At 71.3% G+C, this 20894-nt stretch carries 18 protein-coding genes and 1 pseudogene; 7 read left to right on the plus strand and 12 right to left on the minus strand.

The window, feature by feature from the left end:
* The first annotated feature begins 213 nt into the window (after window positions 1–213).
* Window positions 214–906: a DUF429 domain-containing protein gene (locus OG417_RS08550; protein ID WP_329252235.1), complete on the plus strand. Its 693-nt coding sequence runs from the start codon at window positions 214–216 to the stop codon at window positions 904–906.
* Window positions 907–1596: 690 nt separating this feature from the next.
* Here OG417_RS08550 and OG417_RS08555 read toward each other — a convergent pair.
* Together OG417_RS08555 and OG417_RS08560 are read right to left on the minus strand one after the other, a co-directional pair.
* A complete protein-coding gene (locus tag OG417_RS08555) occupies window positions 1597–2010 on the minus strand; it encodes a DUF7144 family membrane protein (protein ID WP_329252238.1) in 414 nt (137 codons plus the stop codon).
* A gap of 205 nt (window positions 2011–2215) precedes the next feature.
* Window positions 2216–5071 carry an ATP-binding protein gene (locus tag OG417_RS08560; RefSeq protein ID WP_329252242.1) on the minus strand — a complete coding sequence of 952 codons (2856 nt, stop codon included), beginning with the start codon at window positions 5069–5071 and terminating at the stop codon, window positions 2216–2218.
* Between the two features lie 205 nt (window positions 5072–5276).
* On the opposite strand from OG417_RS08560, the gene OG417_RS08565 reads away from it, so the two are divergent.
* On the plus strand, window positions 5277–6389 hold the full coding sequence (locus tag OG417_RS08565) for an NAD(P)H-dependent flavin oxidoreductase (protein ID WP_329252245.1): 1113 nt from the start codon (window positions 5277–5279) through the stop codon (window positions 6387–6389).
* A gap of 60 nt (window positions 6390–6449) precedes the next feature.
* Here the strand turns inward: OG417_RS08565 and add are convergent, their stop codons facing one another.
* Both add and OG417_RS08575 read right to left on the minus strand, forming a co-directional pair.
* Window positions 6450–7484, minus strand: a complete 1035-nt coding sequence (add, locus tag OG417_RS08570; protein ID WP_329252249.1) for an adenosine deaminase — start codon at window positions 7482–7484, stop codon at window positions 6450–6452.
* Window positions 7485–7610: 126 nt separating this feature from the next.
* Complete coding sequence (locus OG417_RS08575; protein WP_329252252.1) at window positions 7611–8084, minus strand: MarR family winged helix-turn-helix transcriptional regulator; 474 nt, start codon at window positions 8082–8084, stop codon at window positions 7611–7613.
* A gap of 213 nt (window positions 8085–8297) precedes the next feature.
* Between OG417_RS08575 and OG417_RS08580 the strand changes: the two genes are divergently transcribed.
* On the plus strand, window positions 8298–8729 hold the full coding sequence (locus OG417_RS08580; protein WP_329252257.1) for a hypothetical protein: 432 nt from the start codon (window positions 8298–8300) through the stop codon (window positions 8727–8729).
* Window positions 8730–8738: 9 nt separating this feature from the next.
* Here the strand turns inward: OG417_RS08580 and OG417_RS08585 are convergent, their stop codons facing one another.
* From OG417_RS08585 to OG417_RS08610, 6 genes are read right to left on the minus strand one after another with little or no spacing between them, the layout of a single operon-like run.
* The gene (locus OG417_RS08585; protein WP_329252259.1) at window positions 8739–9383 is read right to left on the minus strand and encodes a hypothetical protein; all 645 of its coding nucleotides are present in this window, start codon (window positions 9381–9383) and stop codon (window positions 8739–8741) included.
* Window positions 9384–9402: 19 nt separating this feature from the next.
* Window positions 9403–10980: an acyl-CoA synthetase gene (locus tag OG417_RS08590; RefSeq protein ID WP_329252261.1), complete on the minus strand. Its 1578-nt coding sequence runs from the start codon at window positions 10978–10980 to the stop codon at window positions 9403–9405.
* Between the two features lie 20 nt (window positions 10981–11000).
* The gene (locus OG417_RS08595; protein ID WP_329252264.1) at window positions 11001–12158 is read right to left on the minus strand and encodes a thiolase domain-containing protein; all 1158 of its coding nucleotides are present in this window, start codon (window positions 12156–12158) and stop codon (window positions 11001–11003) included.
* A 4-nt stretch (window positions 12159–12162) separates the two neighbouring features.
* Window positions 12163–13206, minus strand: coding sequence for a thiolase domain-containing protein (locus OG417_RS08600; RefSeq protein ID WP_329252267.1), 1044 nt, complete (start codon window positions 13204–13206; stop codon window positions 12163–12165).
* Complete coding sequence (locus OG417_RS08605) at window positions 13203–14144, minus strand: Zn-ribbon domain-containing OB-fold protein (RefSeq protein ID WP_329252270.1); 942 nt, start codon at window positions 14142–14144, stop codon at window positions 13203–13205. The genes OG417_RS08600 and OG417_RS08605 overlap by 4 nt, the downstream gene beginning before the upstream one ends.
* Complete coding sequence (locus OG417_RS08610) at window positions 14128–15675, minus strand: acyl-CoA synthetase (protein ID WP_329252274.1); 1548 nt, start codon at window positions 15673–15675, stop codon at window positions 14128–14130. Before OG417_RS08610 ends, OG417_RS08605 begins: the two co-directional genes overlap by 17 nt.
* 139 nt (window positions 15676–15814) lie before the next feature.
* Between OG417_RS08610 and OG417_RS08615 the strand changes: the two genes are divergently transcribed.
* Together OG417_RS08615 and OG417_RS08620 are read left to right on the plus strand one after the other, a co-directional pair.
* Window positions 15815–16627 (plus strand): crotonase/enoyl-CoA hydratase family protein, encoded by an 813-nt coding sequence (locus OG417_RS08615; RefSeq protein ID WP_329252277.1) that lies wholly within the window; start codon window positions 15815–15817, stop codon window positions 16625–16627.
* A 75-nt stretch (window positions 16628–16702) separates the two neighbouring features.
* Window positions 16703–17500, plus strand: coding sequence for a thymidylate synthase (locus OG417_RS08620; RefSeq protein ID WP_329252280.1), 798 nt, complete (start codon window positions 16703–16705; stop codon window positions 17498–17500).
* Between the two features lie 28 nt (window positions 17501–17528).
* On the opposite strand, the pseudogene OG417_RS08625 reads toward OG417_RS08620, so the two are convergent.
* Window positions 17529–18396, minus strand: a pseudogene (locus tag OG417_RS08625) (RNA-guided endonuclease TnpB family protein); the annotation flags it as partial.
* 173 nt (window positions 18397–18569) lie between these two features.
* On the opposite strand from OG417_RS08625, the gene OG417_RS08635 reads away from it, so the two are divergent.
* On the plus strand, window positions 18570–19073 hold the full coding sequence (locus OG417_RS08635; protein ID WP_329252283.1) for a dihydrofolate reductase: 504 nt from the start codon (window positions 18570–18572) through the stop codon (window positions 19071–19073).
* 61 nt (window positions 19074–19134) lie between these two features.
* On the opposite strand, the gene OG417_RS08640 is transcribed toward OG417_RS08635, so the two are convergent.
* Window positions 19135–19740 (minus strand): TetR/AcrR family transcriptional regulator, encoded by a 606-nt coding sequence (locus OG417_RS08640; protein WP_329252286.1) that lies wholly within the window; start codon window positions 19738–19740, stop codon window positions 19135–19137.
* 85 nt (window positions 19741–19825) lie between these two features.
* Between OG417_RS08640 and OG417_RS08645 the strand changes: the two genes are divergently transcribed.
* Window positions 19826–20875: an aldo/keto reductase gene (locus OG417_RS08645; RefSeq protein ID WP_329252290.1), complete on the plus strand. Its 1050-nt coding sequence runs from the start codon at window positions 19826–19828 to the stop codon at window positions 20873–20875.
* Window positions 20876–20894 lie beyond the last annotated feature (19 nt).

Raw genomic sequence — 20894 nt, forward strand, 5'->3', positions numbered from 1 at the left:
TTCGCCGCCTCCTGGGCAGGAGTCTCCGTACGAAGGCCGAAGCGGTGAAGGCCCAACCGCGAGCCGTAGGGATATCCCTAGGGGCGCCGACCGAGACCCGTCGCCGTGTCGGCGAGGCCCTCGGCTCGTTGGGCTTGGCAAGGTGAGGGGCTCCCTCACCACCGCGCCGTCTCCGGCGGCTGACCGGCCGGGTTCAGGGAGGTGGTCGGCGGTATGGCCGAGCGGCGGGTACTCGGGGCAGACGTGTGTGCGTCCGGATGGGTGGGCGTGGTCCTTGGCGACGGTCCTCCCGCCGCGTACTTCGGTGCCGACATCGACCGTCTTCTCGCGAGCGTGGTTCAGGACGGGCCGGTCGCGGTGGTGGGTGTCGACATGCCCATCGGGCTGGCCGACCACGGGCCGCGGCAGGCGGACCTGCTGGCGCGGGCGTACGTCGGTGCGCGGAGGGCCTCGGTGTTCATGACGCCCGTACGGGCCGCCATCGAGGCGACAACGCACCCGGAGGCGGTGCGCGTCAACCGCGGCCTGGCCGGAGCGGGCGTGTCGGCGCAGGCGTTCGCGCTGCGGACCAGGATCCGCGAGGTCGACCGATGGGTGAGGCGGGCGCCCTTCCGGGTCGTCGAGGTCCATCCCGAGGTGTGTTTCGCCCGTATGGCGAACCGCCGCCCGCTGCCGCGCAAGACGACGTGGGCGGGCGCGGAGACCCGCCGGCGGTTGCTGACCGACGCCGGCATCGTCCTCACCGGCGACCTCGGACCGGCGGGCGCGGCGGCCAAGGTCGATGACGTCCTCGACGCCGCCGCGGCCGCCTGGACGGCACGGCGCGTGCTGGAGGGCGAGGCCGAGAGCCTTCCGGACATTCCGGAGGTCTTCAGCGACGGGCTCCGGTGCGCGATCTGGGTCTGACCGTCCTTTCGTCGACGACGGCCGCAGAATTCAGCGCGCCGCACCGTGCCGGAGCCTCACGACATTCCGGGAAGGGGCCAGCGACGATGACCGAGATGCGGACAGGGTCGGAGGGACGCAGGGGGGACCGCCGCGCGCGGCGGCGAAGGCGTTCCTCGCCGGTCTCACCGACGACCAGAAGTCCAAGACGCAGTTCACCGTCCACTCCACCGAGTGGCGGCTGCGGAGCGACCTCGACCCCGGTGGGTTCAAGCGGCAGGGCGTCTCCCCGGCCGACCTGACGGACGCGCAGAACAAGCTGGGCACCGCCCTGCGCAAAGCCGCCCTGAGCGCCGACATCGTCGAAGCGTTCGCGGCACGCGGCACGGCGGATGTGGCGAAGGTCCGCATCGCGGAGGTTCGCAGGCACCTGAACGACACGTACACGGCCTGGATCGGCGGCACCGGGCCGTGGTGCGCTGCGGGCCGTCAGCGCGCACCCCGGCTGCGAAGTCTGGTGTGCTTGAGCAGCATCCGGCGCATCAGCCCGTAGCTACGTTGATATGAGAAAAATGCCGCTGGCCTGGAAGTCAAGTCCGCAGCGGAGCCGATCAGGATCACCGGGGCACATGTTCAGCTGTTCATCTGTCCCGGGCCTATTTCGAACCATATTTGGGGCGGTCGAGTGTCGATACTCTGCTGACATTCCGGTCAGTGCGCGAGCGAACCTGGCGTCGGAACCATCAATAGGTAGATAGCCACAAGAGACACGGTGATGATGACTATCGACCACAGTGGGAATGCGTTCATAAAGGTGAATTGACCGGCGACGGCAAGCAGCATGAGTGCGATTCCTGCCGTTCTCGCCCACGTTCGTCTTGCAAAGATCGAAGCACCAACGAAGATCTGCAAGATTCCCACAATGATCCAGATCCAGCCCCAGGCGGTGAAATTAAAGATGAGTAGCTTGCTCGATGGGACCAGATAGAGGCTCCTCTTATTCAAGGAGGTAAGGCCATCCACTATGTTAAAGAAGCCTACTATCCCAATGAGAAAACCGGCGAATGACAACAAGCCCGATGTGATCGGTTCGCGGGAAGTGTGACCACCGGCAGTACCCGGCATGGCAGCCCTCCGGTCGACGGACCTGTACAGCTACCCCCGTTCCCTGCCCGCTCTCCGTCCTAAACGGCAGGAGTCACTTAATAGCCGATTCCATGGGATGGTCTTGACACATCGAAACGATCCGCGGGAAGCCGACTAGTGGCGCGGCCACCGCGGGGCAAGGCCGTCGCGCCGTTCGAACATCGCTCGGTAGCTGGACACCGTGTCAGATGCCCCGAAATGCTCGCCGATCCAGGTGCACGTCTTGGCCGGCCTCAGATGAAAGTGAGGTGGCGAGGCGGGCGAGGTCGACGCGGGAGCGGATGTTCAGTTTGCGGTATGTTCGGGTGAGGGCGGCTTCGACGGTCTTCACGCTCACGAACAGGCGGGCTGCGATTTCGCGGTTGGTGGCGCCGTCGGCGACCAGGACCGCCACGCGGCGTTCGACGCCGGTCAGCGTGCGCAGCGGGTCGGTCTCGCCCGTCGTCCTGCGTACGCCCACGTCCAGGTGGTCCAGTTCGGCGGCGACGGCCGCGACCCAGGGCGCGGCTTTCGTGCGGGAGAAGATCCGGTGGGCCGCGCGCAGCGACTCGCGGGCGGTCGCCGGGTCGTTCATCCGGGTGCGCAGGCGGCCGAGTTCGAGGCGGGTCCGGCCCTCCTCCAGCGGATACGGTGAGGCGGCCAGTGCGTCCACGGCGCGGGTCAGGCCCTCGGCCGCGCCCTCCAGGTCGCCGCGTGCCGCCGTCACCAGGGCCGACGCGCGCTCCAGCACCGCCAGCACGCCGCGGCGGCCGAGGCGTACGGCGTTGCGCCTGGTCTCCTCGATCAATTCGGCCGCCTCATCGGCCGCGCCGGTCGCGACGAGAGCCTCCGCCAGGTCGGCGTGCCAGCGGCGCATCGCCGGCTCGACCAGGCCCTGCGTGCGCTCCAGCCGGCGTACGCGGCGCAACACCTCGGCTGCTCCGGCCGCGTCGCCGCGCAGCAGCCGGATGTGCCCGGCCGCGTGCAGCGAGTGCGGCAGGAACAGCAGGTCGCCGTCGTCCTCGTTGTGCGCGACGCCGCGCTCGGCCGCGTTCAGCGCGCGGTCGAGCGAACCGCCGGCCGCCTCGGCGAAGGCCACCGCACACCAGGCCGGCCCCCGGCTCAGCTCGCTGTCCTCGGCGAGCCGCAGGCACTGCTCGGCCAGGTCCAGCGCCCGGTCGCAGCGGCCACGGAAGATCTCCACCTGCGAGGACCCGTACAGGCACATGAACAGGCTCTCCACCGCGCCCCGCTGCCGTACCGCGTACGTCAGCGAGCGGAGCTCGGCCCGCGCCTCCTCCACCCGGTCGTGCAGAAGGTGGTGCCGGTGGCGCAGGTACACCGGGCCGTTGTGGTCGAACCGGATGGCCGGGTCCTGCGGGCCGGCGAGCGCGCGTTCGAGGGTGCGTTCGGCCGCCGGCCGTCCGGTGCCGAACTCCGCGAGCGCCTGCTTGGTCAGCGCCAGCACCTCGGTACGGCGGTCGCCCGCCTCGGCGGCGAGCCGGGCCGCGGTGGCCGCCTCGTCGCGGGCCCGCGCCGCCGATCCCTTCACCAGCCACGCCCGCCAGGCGAGCCGGTAGTGCAGCGGGGCGAGCAGCGCGGGGTCGTCGCGGGCGTCCGCGAGCGCGCGGGGGAAGACGTCGTCCAGTTCGGCGAGCGCCTGGCCGCCGGAGTCGAGCAGCACGATCCAGGCCCGTACGCGCTCCGCCGGGATCGAGGCGTGTGCGAGCACCTCCTCGGCGATGCCGCGGGCCAGCGCGTACTCGCCCGCGGCCAGGGCGTCCTCGGCGGCCGTGAGCCGCAGTCCGGTCTCCTCCTCAGCCCGTGTGGTGCGGTCGGCGGCCAGCAGGCCGAGCCGTGCCGCCGCCGCGGGGGCGCCCCGCCGCCGGGCGGCCGCGGCGGCCTCGCCCAGCGTGGCGGCCACCTCCGCGTCGCGGCCGGGAGAGACGAGGGCCAGGTGGCGGGCCCGCTCGACCGGGTCGGTGACGACGTCGGCCAGTGCCGCGTGCACGGCGAGCCGGTCGCGTTCGGGAGCCTCGGCGTACAGGACGTCGGCCAGCAGGGGATGCGTGAACCGGATGCCCTCTCCCGGCGCGACGATGCCGGCCTCCCGCGCCTCGGCGAGGTCCGCGTCGGCGCCGGGGCATCCGGCGCCGCGCAGCAGGGCGAGGGTGGGGCGGGCCACCGCGCAGGCGGTGAGCAGGGTGCGCCGGGCCCCGGCCGACAGGGCCAGCAGCCGGCCGAGCATGAGGGAGCGCAGGCTGTCGGGTACGGGCAGCGGCGCCGCCGGGTCCAGCGGGCCGTCGTGTTCGGCGAGCGCGCGGCCCAGCTCGACGGCGAAGAACGGGTTGCCGCCGCTGGCGCGGTGAACCTTCGCCAGCACGGCACGGGGCAGTTCGCGCTCGCCGAGCAGCCGGGTGATCTCGGCGGCGGTCATCGGCGGCACGTCGAACGTGCGGACCGGCGGGGGACACAGCCGGGTGCCGCCCGCTCCGGAGCGCTGCCCGACCAGGGCCCGCAGCGGCATCCCGCGGGCGCGGCGCGCGATGAACGCCAGCAACTCGGCGCTGGGCGCGTCGAGCCACTGGGCGTCGTCGACCACGATCAGCACCGGGTCGCTCGCGCACAGGGCGCGGAAGGTGGCCAGCACGGCCATCCGGAGGCCGAGCCCGTCGCGCTCGCCGACCGGGTCGCTGCGCCGGAGCAGCGCGGACTCCAGGGCGGCGCGCTGGGGCGCGGGCAGTGCGTGGAGGATCTCGTCGCCGGTGCCGGCCAGCAGGTCGATGAGGCCGAGGAAGGGCAGGTGGCGCTCGGTCTCCGACAGCGCGCAGCGCAGGATCCGGTGGCCGGTGACCTCGGCGGCCAGCGCGGACAGCAGCGTAGACTTCCCGATGCCCGCCGGACCGGTCAGCAGCACGCTGCCGCCGGTCGCGAGCTGCGCACGGGCCTCCGCGAGTAACGGCCCGCGGTCCACGAGGGCATGCGCCGAGGGCCCGCCGACCGATCCCGCCGCCGTTGGCGGGCCGGTTCTCCCGCGGACCGCTCCGATCGCTTCGGTCATGCGCGTCGGCCCTCCGGACGCTGCACTCTCAGCGTGAGCCCAGGCGCGAAAGTTAACAACCGGGCATACCGCCGTCAACACCTCGAGTTGGGGTCGCCTCATACGGGGAATCTGGTACGTGTTCCACCTACCGTCGGTGCGCGCGTCCTGGCTGCCCGTACTTGGAACTAGAACACGTTACAGTTTTGTGTGTATTGTCGAAGACGTGCGGACACGAGCCACGGAACTCTTCGGCATCGAGTACCCGATCTTCGCGTTCAGTCACTGCCGCGACGTGGTCGCGGCGGTGAGCCGCGCGGGCGGCATGGGCGTCCTCGGCGCCCTCTACTTCACTCCGGACGAGCTCGAGACCGAGCTGGCCTGGATCGACGAGCACGCCGGCGGCCGGCCGTACGGCGTAGACGTCGTCATGCCGGCCAAGTACGAGGGCGCCGGCCTCGGCGACGCGGGCGAGATCCTCAGCGGGCTGCAGGGCATGATCCCCGACGAGCACCGGCGGTTCGTGAACGAGCTGCTCGAACGGCACGGCATCGCCCCGCTCACCGAGGAGAGCGCCGGGCGCTACCTGCTCGGCTGGACCGACGCCACGGCCCGCCCCCAGGTCGAAGTGGCGTTGAAGCATCCGATCGCGCTGCTCGCGAGCGCCCTGGGCCCACCTCCGGCGGACGTCGTCGAGGAGGCGCACCGGCACGGCGTGACCGTCGCCGGCCTGGCCAGCAGCGCCCGCCACGCGCGCAAGCAGGTCGACGTCGGCGTCGACGTCATCGTCGCCCAGGGCACCGAGGCCGGCGGCCACACGGGCGAGATCTCCACGATGGTGCTGATCCCCGAGGTGGTCGACGCCGTCGGCCCGGACACGATGGTGCTCGCCGCGGGCGGCATCGGCCGGGGCCGCCAGATGGCCGCCGGAATGGCGCTCGGCGCCGACGGCGTGTGGACCGGCTCGATGTGGCTCACCGTCGAGGAGGCCGACACCCCGGAGGCGTCGCGCGACCGGCTCCTCGCCGCGACCTCCCGCGACACCGTACGCTCGCGATCCTGGACGGGGAAGCCGGCGCGGATGCTCAAGACCGCGTGGACCGACGCGTGGGAGGCGCCCGAGTCGCCCGGCACGCTCCCGATGCCGATGCAGTTCATGCTGATCTCCGACGCGCTCCAGCGCATCAACCGCGCCGGCGCCGGCGAGCTGACGACCTTCCCGGTCGGCCAGATCGTCGGCACCATGAACCAGGTCAAGCCGGTCTCGCGGGTCATCTACGAGATGGTCGAGGAGTACATCGAGACGATGGAACGCCTCGGCGCGCTCGCTGAAGACTGACCTGCGACTGTCCGATTTGACGCGAGATACTCGCGGCGGGGCACATGCCGCTCCGGGCCGTCAGCCCGTCTCGACCGGCCCGGCGGGACGTACGGCGTCGAGCTCGGCGAGGAGCGCCTGCTTACGGCTTTCGGGGAGGAACGACGCGCGAATGCCGTTGCGGGCCAGTTCGGCGACGCCGTCCGCGCCGAGGCCGAGGTCGCGCGCTGCGACGCGGTACTCATTCGTCAGCGTCGTGTTGAACATCGGCGGGTCGTCGCTGTTCAGCGTGACGTACAGGCCGTCCTCCAGCAGCCGGGGCAGCGGGTGCGCGGCGATGGAGGGCACCTGCCGCGTGCAGACGTTCGAGGTCGGGCAGACCTCCAGCGGCAGCTGCGTCTCGCGCAGGTAGGCCATCAGCTCCGGGTCGTCCACGCAGCGGATGCCGTGGCCGATCCGCTCGGCGCGCAGCTCGCGGATCGCCTCCCAGATCGTCTCCGGCCCGCTCATCTCGCCCGCGTGCGGCACGCTGTGCAGGCCCGCCGCGACGGCCGCGCGGAACGCGTCGCGGATCGCCTCCTCGTGGCCGATCCGGTCCTGCTCGATGCCGCCGATCCCGAAGCCGACGAGGCTGCGCGGCGGGTGGCTGAGCGCGTGGTCGATCGTCGCGCGGGCCGCCTCGTCGCCGAACTCGCCGGGGATGTCGAAGACGTACGCGACCTCGATCAGGTCCGCGACCTCGCGGGCGGCGACGTCCAGCGCCTCGGTGACCGCGGGTGCCGGCATCCCCATCATGACGACGTGCGTGTGCGGCGTGACGGTCAGTTCGACGTAACGGACGTTCTGCGCGGCGAGGTCGCGGGCCGCGCCGACGACGAGCGCGGCGACGTCCTCCGGCTCGCGGATGAGGCCGTTGACGGCGAGGTAGACCTCGGCGAAGTGCGGGAAGTCGCGGAACTCATAGAAGTTCCGCAGCGCCTCCTCCTCGGTCGGGACCGTGTGCCCGGTGTGCCGGTTGGCCAGCTCGAGCACGGTCGGCAGTGAGGCGGAACCGACCAGGTGAACGTGAAGTTCCACTTTCGGCAGTGCGTCGATGAAATCGTCAAGGGCGGTCATGGCCCCCGAAGCTAACAGCGGCTGTTCCGTTCAGGCGAGGGTAAATAGCGGTATCTGACACAAATGTGGAAGATTCCGCGACAAGGCACTCCGTGAGGGTCTTGGTGCCTCGGTCCTCGAGCGCGGTCAGCCGAGCTGCCTGACCCGCTCGATGATCTCCGGGGCCGCCTCGTTCGTACGGCTCAGGTAGTCGAGGATCACCGTGAGCTGCTCGTCGGTGTAGCCGTCGAGGAGCTTGCCGTACGCCTCGGCCACCGGCGCGAACCGTTCGCTCAGCTCGACCGTCGGGGCGCCCTCGGTCGCCTCCACGATGACCCGGCGGCGGTCCTCCTCGTCGCGGCGGCGGCGCACCATGCCGGCCTTCTCCAGCCGGTCGATCACCGCCGTGATCGCGCCGCCCGTGGTGAGGAATATCGCGTCCGCGAGCTGGCCCGGCGTCATCGGGCCGCGCAGCTGGAGCAGGTTGATGCACTGCATGTCGGTGACGTTGGTCCCCGACCTGCTGGCGATGGCGTTGTGGAGCAGAACCGTCCACAGGGTGCGGACGCGTGCTTGGTGGCCCAGCTCTTCGATGAGCCGCGCCCGGTCGGGCGCCGTCATGGGACCCACCTCCGCAGGGTTCATCTCTCGGAGATAGAGAGTGTTCTGGTTCCGAGTCTACCGGCGCGGAGGCCGCCGCGCGTGACCGTGCCGGCACGGGGAGTCGCACCGCCACACCGGCCTCTGACCCCACTTCCGTCGCCCTGTTGATGGAATAACAGCAGGTCAGCGGCGGTTATGTTAATTAGGCTGCCTAACTGAATCGAGGTGCGCATGACCCCAGCCATCCTCCTCACCGACGATGTGACGTCCGCCACCTGGCTGCCCCTGCACGGCGTCGAACCCGGCGCACGTGGCACCGTCTCCGTCTCCGTCACGTTCAACGGCCCCGCCGACGCCGGCGTCGCCATGTACTCCCAGGGCGACGCGACCGGCCCCCTCGCCCAGCGGCTGCGCCTTTCGATCTTCGAGAGCACCCCGTCCCTCATGCCGTTCCCCGTCTTCACCGGAACCCTGGCCGACTTCACCGGCCGGACGTGTTACGACCAGGGCATCGGCCGGTGGACCGGCCACGGCGACCGCCACGACCACACGGTGACGTACGAGGTGATCTGGAGCCTCCCGAAGGACGCCGACGCCCCGGACGACGAGCCGAAGCTCGGCCTCGTCTGGGAGGCCCGCGCCGCGGAGGCGACCGCCGCCTGAGCGTGCCCGTCAGACCAGAGACACAAGGCGCCCGGCGATCGTGGCCAGCCGGTCCAGCGTGGCGTCGACCTGGTCGAGCGGAACGCCGGGCGTCAGCAGCGCCGGGGCCCACGTCAGGATGGCCGTACCCGAGATGCGCCACGCCAGGGCGGGCCCGTCGAGCAGAACCGCGGCCAGGTCGCGCAGGGCCCCACCCGCCCACGCCGGGTCGTCGGCGTGGACGTGGAACCGCCCGTCCACGCGCGGATCGCCGATCGTGACACCCGGCCGCGCGGGTGGCACCGGCGTGCGAGGCGTCACCTGGAGACGCGGCACCGGAGCCGGCAGGTCCAGCAGGGCGGCGACCCAGTGGCCGGAGTTCTCCCGGCCACGGCGCCCGAAGCCGTCGTCGAGGATCTCCTGCTCACGCGTGTAGGCGAAGACGACCGCGGACCGGTCGCGGTAGGCGCCGCGCATCACGTCCGACAGCCGGTGCCGGTGACGGCCGAGCACCGGGTACGGGAACGCGTCCGGAGGCCGCCCGGGCAGGTGGAACGGCTCGCCACGCAGCCGATCGAGGAGCGCGTCTTCTTCCCGGCCCGAGGCGGCGAAGGTCCAGCCGCGTTCCGCCGCGAACGCCCGTGTCGCGCGAAGTCTCCGGCCGAAGCCGTCCATGGATCCCATCCGCTCGCGGTCACGCCTCTTGGGCGGTCTTCCGGGCCCAGCGGTAGTCGGCCTTGCCCGCCGGGGAGCGTTCGATCCGCTCCACGAAAGCGTACGTGCGGGGGACCTTGTAGCCCGACAGCCGGGCGCGGCAGTGGGCGTCCAGGTCCGCCGCCGCCGGCGCCTCGTCGTACGGCTGGACCACGGCGGCCACGCGTTCGCCGAAACGGTCGTCCGGTATCCCGGTGACCACCGCGTCGAAGACCGACGGGTGGCCCTTCAGCACCGCCTCGACCTCCTCGGGGAAGACCTTCTCACCGCCCGTGTTGACGCACTGCGACCCCCGCCCGAAGATCGAGATCGTCCCGTCGGCCGCGACCGTGGCGATGTCGCCGGTCAGCAGCCAGCGCGTGCCGTCGATCTCCACGAACGTCCGCGCCGTCTTCTCCGGGTCCTTCCAGTATCCCAGGGCGATCGGGCCGCTCTTGGCCACCTGGCCGATGACGCCGGAACCGGGCGTGACCGGACGCAGACTCTCGTCCAGCACCTGAATATGCGCGTTGTTCGGCCGGTACCGCAGGCCCGACTCCGGCGTGGAGCCCTCCACCCCCGAGGCCGTGTAGCCCGACTCCGACGAGCCGAAACTGTCGATGATCATCACCTGGGGCAGCAGTGCCTGCAGCCGCTCCCGTACGGCCCCGGACAGGATCGCGCCGGTCGAGCTGATGGCCGCCAGCGACGAAAGGTCGTACGCGCCCGTGGCGATCTCCTCGGCGAGCGGCCGGCCCATCGCGTCGCCGGTGATGCCGACCGTGACGACCTTCTCCCGCTCGATGGTCCGCAGCGTCTCCGCGGCGGTGAACCGGCGGTTGAAGACCATCGTCCCGCCCATCCACCAGGTCAGGAACATCGTCATCTGGGCCGCGCCGTGCATGAGGGGCGCGGTCGTCATCATCGTCACGCCGCCCGAGGCGCACGCCGCGTCGATCACCTCCTGCGGCGTCGCACGCGGCTCCCCGTACGGGTTGCCGCCGCCGAACGCCATGAACAGGTCCTCGCACCGCCACATCACGCCCTTCGGCATCCCCGTCGTGCCGCCGGTGTAGATGATGTAGAGGTCGTCGCCGCTGCGCGCCGGAAAGTCGCGCGAGGCGGAAGACGACGACAGCGCGTCCGCGTACCCGACCGCCGACGGCGACGATCCGCCGCAGACCACGCGGTGCCGCAGCGTCGGGGCCTCCGGCGCGGCGGCGGTCACCCTCTCCTCGAAGGCCGCGTCGTAGACCAGCGCCACGAGCGATGCGTCGCGGTAGAGGTACGCCAGCTCCGCCGCGACGTACCGGTAGTTGACGTTGACCGGCACGGCACGGATCTTCAGCGCCGCCAGCACCGTCGCGACGTACTCCAGCCCGTTGTACAGGTGGACGCCGACGTGGTCGGCCGGGCCGACGCCCGCCTCCGCGAGGTGGTGGGCCAGCCGGTTGGCGTGCGCGTCCAGTTCGGCGTAGGTCAGGCGGACGATGCCGTCCGTACCGGAGGCGACCAGTGCGGTACGGCCCCCGATCGCGTCGGCGACCCCCTCGAACAGGTCGGCGTGGTTGAACTCCATCGCGTCCCTCCGCCGATCGCTCAGGGCCGGTCCGACCCGACCACCCACATGGCGTAGAACTGCGCGCCGCCGCCGTACGCGTGGCCGAGCGCCCGCCGCGCGCCGTCCACCTGGTGCTCGCCGGCGAGCCCGCGCACCTGCTGCGCCGCCTCGGCGAACCGGATCAGTCCCGACGCGCCGATCGGGTTGGAGGACAGTACGCCGCCGGAGGCGTTCCAGGGGATGTCGCCGTCGAGCGCGGTCGCGCCGGCCTCGGTCAGCTTCCAGCCCTCGCCCTCGCCGCAGAAGCCGAGGTTCTCCAACCACATCGGCTCGTACCAGGAGAACGGGACGTACACCTCGGCGCAGTCCAGCTCGTTCCGCGGGTCGGTGATGCCGGCCTGGGCGTACACGTCGGCCGCGCAGTCCCGGCCGGCCCGCGGGTTCACCGTGTCGCGTCCGGCGAAGAAGATCGGCTCGGACCGCATCGACCCGCCGTGCACCCACGCGGGCGGGTTCGGCGCGCGGCGCGCCGCGTCCGCGGAGGCCAGCACCATCGCGGCGGCCCCGTCGCTGGACGGGCACGTCTCCAGGTAACGGATCGGCTCCCACAGCATCGGCGTCGACTCGACCATCTCGCGCGAGATGCCGGGGATGCGCAGATGCGCGTACGGGTTCTTCAGCGCGTTCCGCCGGTCCTTGACCGCGACGAGCGTGCCGATGTGGGCGGGCGCGCCGGTGCGCCGCATGTACGCGCGGATGTGCGGCGCGAAGTAGCCGCCGGCGCCCACGACGATCGACGGCGTCAGCGGCGGATGCGTCGACAGCGCCCAGGTGGCGTTGGACTCCGACTGCTTCTCCCACGCGACGACGAGCACCCGGTCGTGCACCCCGCCCTGGACCAGCCCGGCCGCGACCAGCGCGGTGGACCCGCCGACCGAGCCCGCCGTGTGCACGCGCATCATCGGCTTGCCCCGCGCGCCGAGGGCGTCCGCGAGGTAGGACTCCGGCATCATCACGCCCTCGAACAGGTCGGGCGCCTTGCCGACCACGACGGCGTCGATGTCGCCGAACGTCAGCCCGGCGTCCTCCAGCGCCCGCAGCGCCGCCTCGCGTACGAGCCCGGCCATCGAGACGTCCTGACGCCGCGACCGGTACTCGGTCTGCCCGACGCCGATCACGGCGCACGCCTCACCCATGGTTCTACGCCTCCATCACGCACACGAGGTTCGACTGCAGGCAGGGGCCGTGCGACGCGTGGGCCAGGACCCGGCCCGCCTCGCCGCTGCGGATCCGGGCCGCCGCCTCGCCGACGCGGATCAGGCCCGTCGCCATCACCGGGTCGGCGGCCAGCGGCCCGCCCGACGGGTTGACGCGCACGTCGTCACCGAGGCCGAGCGCGTCGCGCAGGATCAGCTCCTCGTGGCTGAACCGCGCGTGCAGCTCGGCCACCTCGACGTCGCGGGCGCCGGCCTTCTCCCCGGCGAGCGCGGCCGACTCCGACCGGGCCAGGTCGCGGGCGCCGAACGCGTGCGCGTCCGTACGGTGGTCGATCCCGCGGATCCAGGCGGGCCGTTCGCACAGCTCACGGGCCCGGTCGCCGGTGGCCAGCACGATCGCGGCCGCGCCGTCGGTCACCGGCGGGCAGTCCGACGGACGCAGCGGCGCCACCTCGTACTCCTCCTCACCCGGTTCGGCCAGGTCGAGCGCGTACGGGTTGGCGCGCCCGGCGGCACGCGAGCGTACGGCGACGGCGCGCAGGTCGTCCTCCTTGTGCCCGGCGTCGAGGTACGCCCGCGCCTGGAGCGCGGCCAGGGAGGTCTGGTCGGGTCCGAGCGGCGCCAGGTAGTACGGGTCGAGCTGGAGCGTCATCAGCTCCGGCAGGCCGGACTCGCCGTCCTCCCGTACGACCTGGGTGGACTTGCCGAACCCGTACACGAGCGCGGTGTCGATGTCGCCGTGCCGCAGCCGCACCCACGCCTCGTACAGGGCCCAGGCGGCGTCCATCTCGACGTGGCTCTCGGAGATCGGCGGCCACGCGCCGACCGCGTCGAGCGCCGAGACGAACGAGAACGGCGCCCCGGCGAGATAGTCGAGCGACCCGGAACAGGTGAAGCCGAACCGGGTCAGGCCGGTGCTCTGCTTCACCTCGGTGATGACCGGGGCGAGCATCTCGACCTCCGACAGCCCGGAGTCCTCGCCCTGGTGCTCGGTCTGCGCGAACGCCACCACCGCGATGTCGTTCATAGGTGGTCCTTCATGTCGTCGAAGGGGACGTCGGGTTCGCCGGTGGGTTCGAACCACTTGATGTTGGCCATCGTCTGACCCCACTCCTCGCGCGGGCGCCACGCGGCGCGTACCCGCATGCCCATCCGGACCTGATCGGCCGGTACGCCCGCCACCAGCGCGACCATCGCGATGTCGGAGCCGTCGAGAAGGACGTACGCCGACACGAACGGCACGTCGGGCGCGCGCGGGTCGGGGATGTTGTTGACCGCGAAGGTCGTGACCGTGCCGGTGTCGGGCACCTCCACCTCCTCGGTGGTCGGTACGCCGTCGACCGGGCACATCCCCTTCATCGGCACGTAGACCTTGCCGCAGACCCCGCAGCGGTGACCCAGCAGCCGCCCCTCGGCGACGCCGCCGAGGAACCGGCTCAGCGCCCGGCCCGCGCTCAGCCGGTAGTCCGCGCGGACCGGAGCGTTGATCATCGTCACGTCGGGCCGGAAGGCCTCGATGTCGCCGACCGTGCCGGTGCGCTCCGCCCGCCACTTCGGGCGCACGCGCAGCCCGGCGCGCAGCGTCTTCGGGGGCTTCGCCCCGGGTTCGAAGACGCCGAGGTCCAGGACGTGCAGCATCGCGGTGTCCGCGCCGTCGGGGGTGATCAGTGCCCACGCGAACGGCCGGTCGAGCGGATGGCCCGGGCGCGGACGAGACACCCAGGCGTACGCGCCGACCACGCACTCGGGCCCGACGTCGACGAACTCCCCGGTGACCGGCGTGCCGTCGGTGTCGTACTCCACGGGCGGGAACAGCACCCTGCCGTCGGCCGTACGGACGCCGACGAGCCGCCCGTCGCGCAGTTCGGTGAGGAACCGCCCGATCACCGGCCCGACGGAGCGCGTGTAGCCACCGGGGAACTCCAGCGCGTGATCCGCTGTGAGCGAGTCAAATCGCGTGTTCATGGCCCTTCCAATAAGGATCGCGGAGGCGGCGTTTGAGGAGCTTGCCGTTGGGTTCGCGCGGCATGTGCTCGACGAAGTCGAACGACTTTGGCCACTTCATCCGGGCCAGCCGTCCGTCGAGCGAGGCGAGGATCTCCTCCGCCAGCTCCGGGCCGGGCGGTACGCCCGCGGCCGGCTCGACCACGGCCTTGATCTGCTCTCCCCAGTCCTCGTCGGGGATGCCGAAGACCGCGACGTCGGCGACCTTCGGGTGGACCATGATCTCGTTCTCGATCTCGGCCGGGTAGATGTTCGCCCCGCCGGAGATGATCAGGTCGGCCTTGCGGTCGGACAGGAACAGGAAGCCGTCCTCGGTGAGGTAACCGATGTCGCCGACGGTGAAATGGTCCTTGAGCCGGGAGGCCTTGGTCTTCTCCTCGTCGCCCTTGTACTCGAACTCGATCCCGGCCATCTTCATGTAGATCGTCCCGGGCGTTCCGGCGGGCACCTCGGCGCCGTCGTCGTCCACGATCAGCAGCTCGCTGATCGGCCACGCCTTGCCGACCGTGCCCGGATGCTCCCGCCAGTCCTGCGGGCTCGCGATGGTGCCGCCGCCCTCCGTGGCGGCGTAGTACTCCCAGATGCAGTCGCCCCACCAGTCGAGCATCGCCTGCTTGATCGGCACCGGGCAGGGCGCGGCGGCGTGGATCGCCCAGCGCATGGAGGACACGTCGTAGCGCTCCCGCACTTCGCGAGGGAGCGTGAGGAGCCGCTTGAAGTGGGTCGGCACCATATGGGTGTTGGTGATCCGGTACCGCTCGATGAGCCGGAGCGTCTCCTCGGCGTCCCACTGGTCCATGTAGACGAGCGTGTGGCCCATGTGCAGCGCCGAGCCGCCGAACTGGGTCACCGCCGTGTGGTAGCTCGGCGAGGTCACCAGGTGGGCGTTGGGCGGGCCCGGGGTGAAGCCGAAGAACGTCAGCAGGAACGTCATCAGCTCGGCCGAGTCGTCGGGGTCGATGCCCGACAGTGCCCGGCGTACGCCCTTGGGCCGTCCGGTGGTGCCGGAGGTGTAGTGCATGGTCGCACCGGCCGTACGCTCGTCCGGCAGCGTGTCGGGCCGCCCGTCGACCAGGTCGTCCAGCGGCCGGAACCCCGGCAGCTCACCCGCGATCGCGAACCGGCGCCGCTCGTCGGTCTCCGCCGCGCCGGGGACGCCCTGGGCGGCGTAGCGCTCGTGCACGAAGAAGGCCTTGGCCTCGCTGTCGGCGACGATGTAGGCGATCTCGGGACCGGTCAGGTGCCAGTTGATCGGGGTGTAGTACCAGCCGGCCTGGAGCGCGGCGAGGTAGAGGACCAGCCCGTCGACGCCGTTGGGCACCAGGCCGCAGATGCCGTCGCCGGGCCGCAGGCCGAGGTCGCGCAGGCCGTGGACGAGGCGGTTGGAGCGTGCGAGGAGCTCACCGGCCGTGTAGGTGGTGCCGTCCGGATCGACCGCCGCGACCCGGCCGGGGTCGTTCGCGGCCAGCCGCCAAAAGCCCAGCGAGCCCATCGAATCCCTCCTGCTTCTCGCGTACGGAGGTGCCCTGAACCGCAGTGAATCATGTTCTCGTTTTGGGCGACAACCCCTGTTCGATGCGTGATCTCAACACTAGAATCCGTTCTCGTTACCGGTCCTTGAGGAGGCGGTCATGGCCGAGCCGCTGCCGATCAGCACCGCGCACTGCGTCGTCGAACGCGAGGGACACGTGGTCACGGTGACGATGCGCCGGCCGGAGGCGCGCAACGCGCTGAGCACCGACATGCTCGTGGGGATGGCCGACGCCTGGGCCTACATCGACGCCACCGACGACGTACGGGTGGGCATCCTGACCGGCGCGGAGGGCCACTTCTGCGCGGGCGCCGACCTGAAGGCGATGGGCGAGCCGTCGGCGGACGAGCGGGTCCGGCGCCGCGCCGCCGAACTGACCGACTTCCACTGGAAGGGACTGCTCCGCGACACCCGGCCGGGCAAGCCCCTGATCAGCGCGATCGAGGGCTACGCGGTGGCCGGCGGCACCGAACTGCTGCTCGGCACCGACATCCGCGTGGTCGCCGAGAGCGCGACGCTGGGCCTGTTCGAGGCGAAGCGCGGCCTGTTCCCGATGGGCGGCTCGGCGGTGCGGCTGCCGCGGCAGATCCCGTACACGTTCGCGATGGACATCCTGCTGACGGGCCGCCCGGTGACCCCGCAGGAGGCCCTGCGGATGGGCCTGATCACGCGGGTGGTGCCGGACGGGGAGGCCCTGACGGCGGCCCGCGAGGCGGCGGACCAGATCGCCGCCTGCGGCCCGCTGTCCGTCCAGGCGATCCTGCGGACCCACCGCCGCACGGAGGGGCTCGACGAGGACGCGGCCCTGAAGATCTCCGACGAGATCGGCTGGCCGGTCTTCGCCTCCGAGGACGCCAAGGAGGGCACCCGCGCCTTCCGCGAGAAGCGCCCCCCGAACTTCACGGGCGCGTGAGCTGATCCGCGACGACGGCGTTGCGGGGACCGCTCGGCGCGTGTGCTCCGGCGTCCGGCCGTAGACTCGGCGGTTGTGGCGGACACCCAGTACGAAGACCTGTTGAGGCTGGTACTCACCTCCGGGACGGCCAAAGCCGACCGGACGGGCACGGGCACCCGGAGTGTGTTCGGGCACCAACTGCGCTACGACCTGTCGCAGGGGTTCCCGCTGATCACCACCAAGAAGGTGCACCTGAAGTCCATCGTGTACGAACTGCTGTGGTTCCTGCGGGGCGAGTCGAACGTCCGCTGGCTCCAGGAGCACGGCGTCACCATCTGGGACGAATGGGCCGATGCGAACGGCGAACTCGGCCCGGTCTACGGCGCGCAGTGGCGCAGCTGGCCCACTCCGGACGGCCGGCACATCGACCAGATCAGCGAGGTCCTCGACACTCTGCGCCGCGACCCGGACTCCCGCCGGATGCTCGTCTCCGCCTGGAACGTCGCCGAGCTGACCAAGATGGCACTCGCGCCGTGCCACGTGCTGTTCCAGTTCTACGTCGCCGACGGCAGGCTGTCCTGCCAGCTGTACCAGCGCAGCGCGGACCTGTTCCTCGGCGTCCCGTTCAACATCGCCGGCTACGCCCTGCTCACGCACATGGTGGCGCAGCAGGTCGGCCTCACGCCCGGCGACTTCATCTGGACGGGCGGCGACTGCCACATCTATGACAACCACGTCGAGCAGGTGACCGAGCAACTCTCGCGCACGCCGTTCGACTTCCCCCGGCTGCGTCTACGCCAGGCCGACTCGCTCTTCGACTACGCCTACTCCGATGTGGAAGTGCTCGACTACCGGCACCACCCGGCCATCAAGGCCCCGGTCGCGGTTTGACTTCCTCCCCCTCTGAACGAGGGGATTCCTACGGCTCACGCCGCAGGGTTTCCTGCTTCAGTGCCGACAGCCCCGAGCGGGAGGAGCCCCGCCCGAGGTCTTACACCGGCTCCACAGGCCGACACCGCCAGTCCGGCGGCCAGAAGGTTCTTCGCCGCGTTCACGTCCCGGTCATGGGTCGTGCCGCAGCCGCACGTCCAGGAACGGACGTTGAGGGCCATCGCCTCGGCCACGGTTCCGCAGGCCGAGCACAGTTTGGAGGAGGGGAACCAGCGGTCGACCACGATGACCTCGCGGCCATACCATCGCGCTTTGTACTCGAGCATGCTGCGGAACTCGCTCCATGCGGCATCGGCGATGGTGCGGGCCAGATGGCCGTTTTTCAGCATGTTCTCAACGGTCAGGTCCTCGATCACGATCGTTTGGTTCTCACGAACGAGTCGAGTGGTGAGCTTGTGCAGCGTGTCGCGGCGCCGGTCGGTGATCCGTGCGTGGATCCGGGCGACCTTACGCCGGGCCTTGGCCCGGTTGGAACCATCCCCTTTGGTCTTGCGGGACAGTTCCCGTTGCGCCTTGGCCAGGCGCTTGCGGTCCCGGCGTTCGTGCCGGGGGTTGGTGATCTTCTCGCCGGTGGACAGGGTCAGCAGATGTACCAGCTCGGCATCGACCCCGACCGCGTTGCCGTTGCCGGGGAGCGGCTGGATGTCGGGGTCTTCGCACAGCAGGGACACGAACCAGCGCCCCGCCGCATCCTGGGACACCGTCACCGTCGAAGGCTTCACGCCCTCCGGAAGAGGCCTCGACCAGACGATGCCCAGCGGCTCTGCCATCTTGGCGAGGGTCAGTGTCGCTGCCTGCGCATCGGTGGGATAGAAGCGGTACTTGAAAGCACGCTTCACACGGGGGATGGTCACAGTCCGCAAACTAGCGCGTCAGAGTGTGACCGTCTGCGGGTTTTCGGGGACTGGATGCCGGATCGCCGTGACGGCGATCCGGCTACCCATGCCCTGCTCCGCAGGGGTCCGATTCCTCCCCGCCCTGAACGGCGGGGTCTCCTCGGAGGATTCAAATGAACGTCGGGCTGATCTGGGCACAGACCCTCGATGGCGTGATCGGGGCGGACAACGCGATCCCGTGGCGGCTGCCCGAGGACGTGGCGCACTTCAAGGCCGTCACCCTCGGCCATCCCGTGGTGATGGGGCGCCGGACCTGGGATTCTCTGCCTCCGCGCTTCCGCCCGCTCCCCGGCAGGCGCAACATCGTGGTGACCCGCGACCCGCACTGGACGGCCGAAGGCGCGGAGCGCGCGGGGTCCGTCGCCGAGGCCCTGGAACTCGCGGCCGAGTCGCCGGAGCCGGCCGCCGCCACGGAGTGCTGGGTGATGGGCGGCGGGGAGATCTACCGCGCCGCCCTGGGACACGCCACGATGCTCTGGGTGACCGAAGTCGACACGCCGGTGGCCGGCGACACGTACGCCCCGCCACTGGATCCGGCTTGGAAGGTCACCGAGGACCAGGGCTGGCAACTCTCGAAGTCCGGCCTGCGCTACCGCACCCGCAGATACACCCGCTGACGACCACCGAGCGTGGCGACGATGCCGCGGTCACCGACATCGTTCAGAGAGTCGGACGCGCTTACTCGTCCTTGATGTACGCGCCTGCCCGGGCCGCGGCCGTGGCCGCTTTCGCCGCGCGGTCGGCCGTGGCTTCGTCCAGCGGGTCGCCGCTGGCCAGGAAGCGGTAGTACAGCGGGGCCGACACCGCCCGGACGACCTCCTCGGCGTCGGTGCCCTTCGGGAGCTCGCCGCGGTCGATCGCCTCCTCCACGCATGGGACCCATTCGCGGATGCGCCGGGCGTAGAACCGGTGCAGGGCCTCGGCCGTACGGGTGTCGGAGGTGGCGGCCGCGATGATCGCGCCGAACAGGGCGCCCTGGCGCGGGTCGGCCAGCGTCTTTCGGACGAGGCGGGCGTTCGCCCGCAGGTCGTCCTCCAGCGAACCCGTCCGCGCGCGGGGGAGCGACTGTTCGGCCATGTCGGTGAGCAGGTCGGCGACCAGGCCGGTCACCGTGCCCCAGCGGCGGTAGACGGTGGTCTTGCCGACCTCGGCGCGGCGGGCGACGTCGGTCAGGTCGAGATGGGCGAAGCCGCGCTCGGCCAGGGCGTCGCCGGCCGCGCGCAGCACCGCCGCCCGGACGCGTGCCGTACGGCCGCCGGGGCGGATCGAGCCAGGTTCCTCCATAACGGGTCCATAGTTCCATTAAGCGTCCCTGTCGTGCTACTGTCCCGACACTAACGGAACTACAGAACCATTAAGGAGCGTCGGCATGGACTATCGACGGCTGGGCGCGTCCGGGCTCCAGGTGCCCGCGCTGAGCTTCGGCGCGGGCACGTTCGGCGGCCGGGGCGAGCTGTTCGGCAACTGGGGCGACACGGACGCGCGGGAGGCGCGGCGGCTCGTGGACATCTGCCTCGACGCGGGCGTCACGATGTTCGACACCGCGGACGTCTACTCCGACGGCGCATCGGAAGAGGTGCTCGGCGCGGCGATCAAGGGCCGCCGCGACCAGGTGATCATCTCCACCAAGACCGGCCTGCCGATGGGGGATGGCCCGTACGACGCCGGCACGTCGCGCTCCCGTCTGATCAAGGCCTGCGAGGACGCGCTGCGCCGGCTCGGTACGGACCACATCGACCTGTTCCAGCTGCACGCCTTCGACGCCGGCACCCCGATCGAGGAGGTGCTCGCCACGCTGGACGACCTCGTACGCGCGGGCAAGATCCGATACACGGGCGTGTCCAACTTCTCCGGCTGGCAGCTGATGAAGTCGCTCGCGGTCGCGGACCGCGACGGCCACCCCCGCTACGCCGCCCACCAGGTCTACTACTCGCTGGTCGGTCGCGACTACGAGTGGGAGCTGATGCCGCTCGGCCTGCGGGAGGGCGTCGGGGCGGTCGTGTGGAGCCCGCTCGGCTGGGGCCGGCTGACCGGCAAGGTCCGCCGGGGCCGCCCGCTGCCGGCGGGCAGCCGCCTGCACCGTACGGCCGCCTTCGGCCCGCCCGTGGACGAGGAGCGGCTGTACGCCGTCGTCGACGCGCTCGACGAGATCGCCGAGGAGACCGGCCGGGCGATCCCGCAGATCGCCATCAACTGGCTGCTCCAGCGCCCGACCGTGGCGTCGGTCCTCATCGGCGCCCGCGACGAGCACCAGCTGCGCCAGAACCTCGGCGCCGCCGGCTGGTCGCTGACCCCGGACCAGGTGGCCCGCCTGGACCGGGCCGGCGCGACGCCCGCTCCGTACCCGTACTTCCCCTACGAGCGACAGGAGGGCTTCGCCCGCCTGAATCCCCCGCTCACGGGCGTCGGCGCTCGCTGACCGCCGGCGCGGCGAGCGG

The organism is Actinoallomurus sp. NBC_01490 (genome assembly GCF_036227085.1).
GTDB lineage: Bacteria > Actinomycetota > Actinomycetes > Streptosporangiales > Streptosporangiaceae > Actinoallomurus > Actinoallomurus oryzae.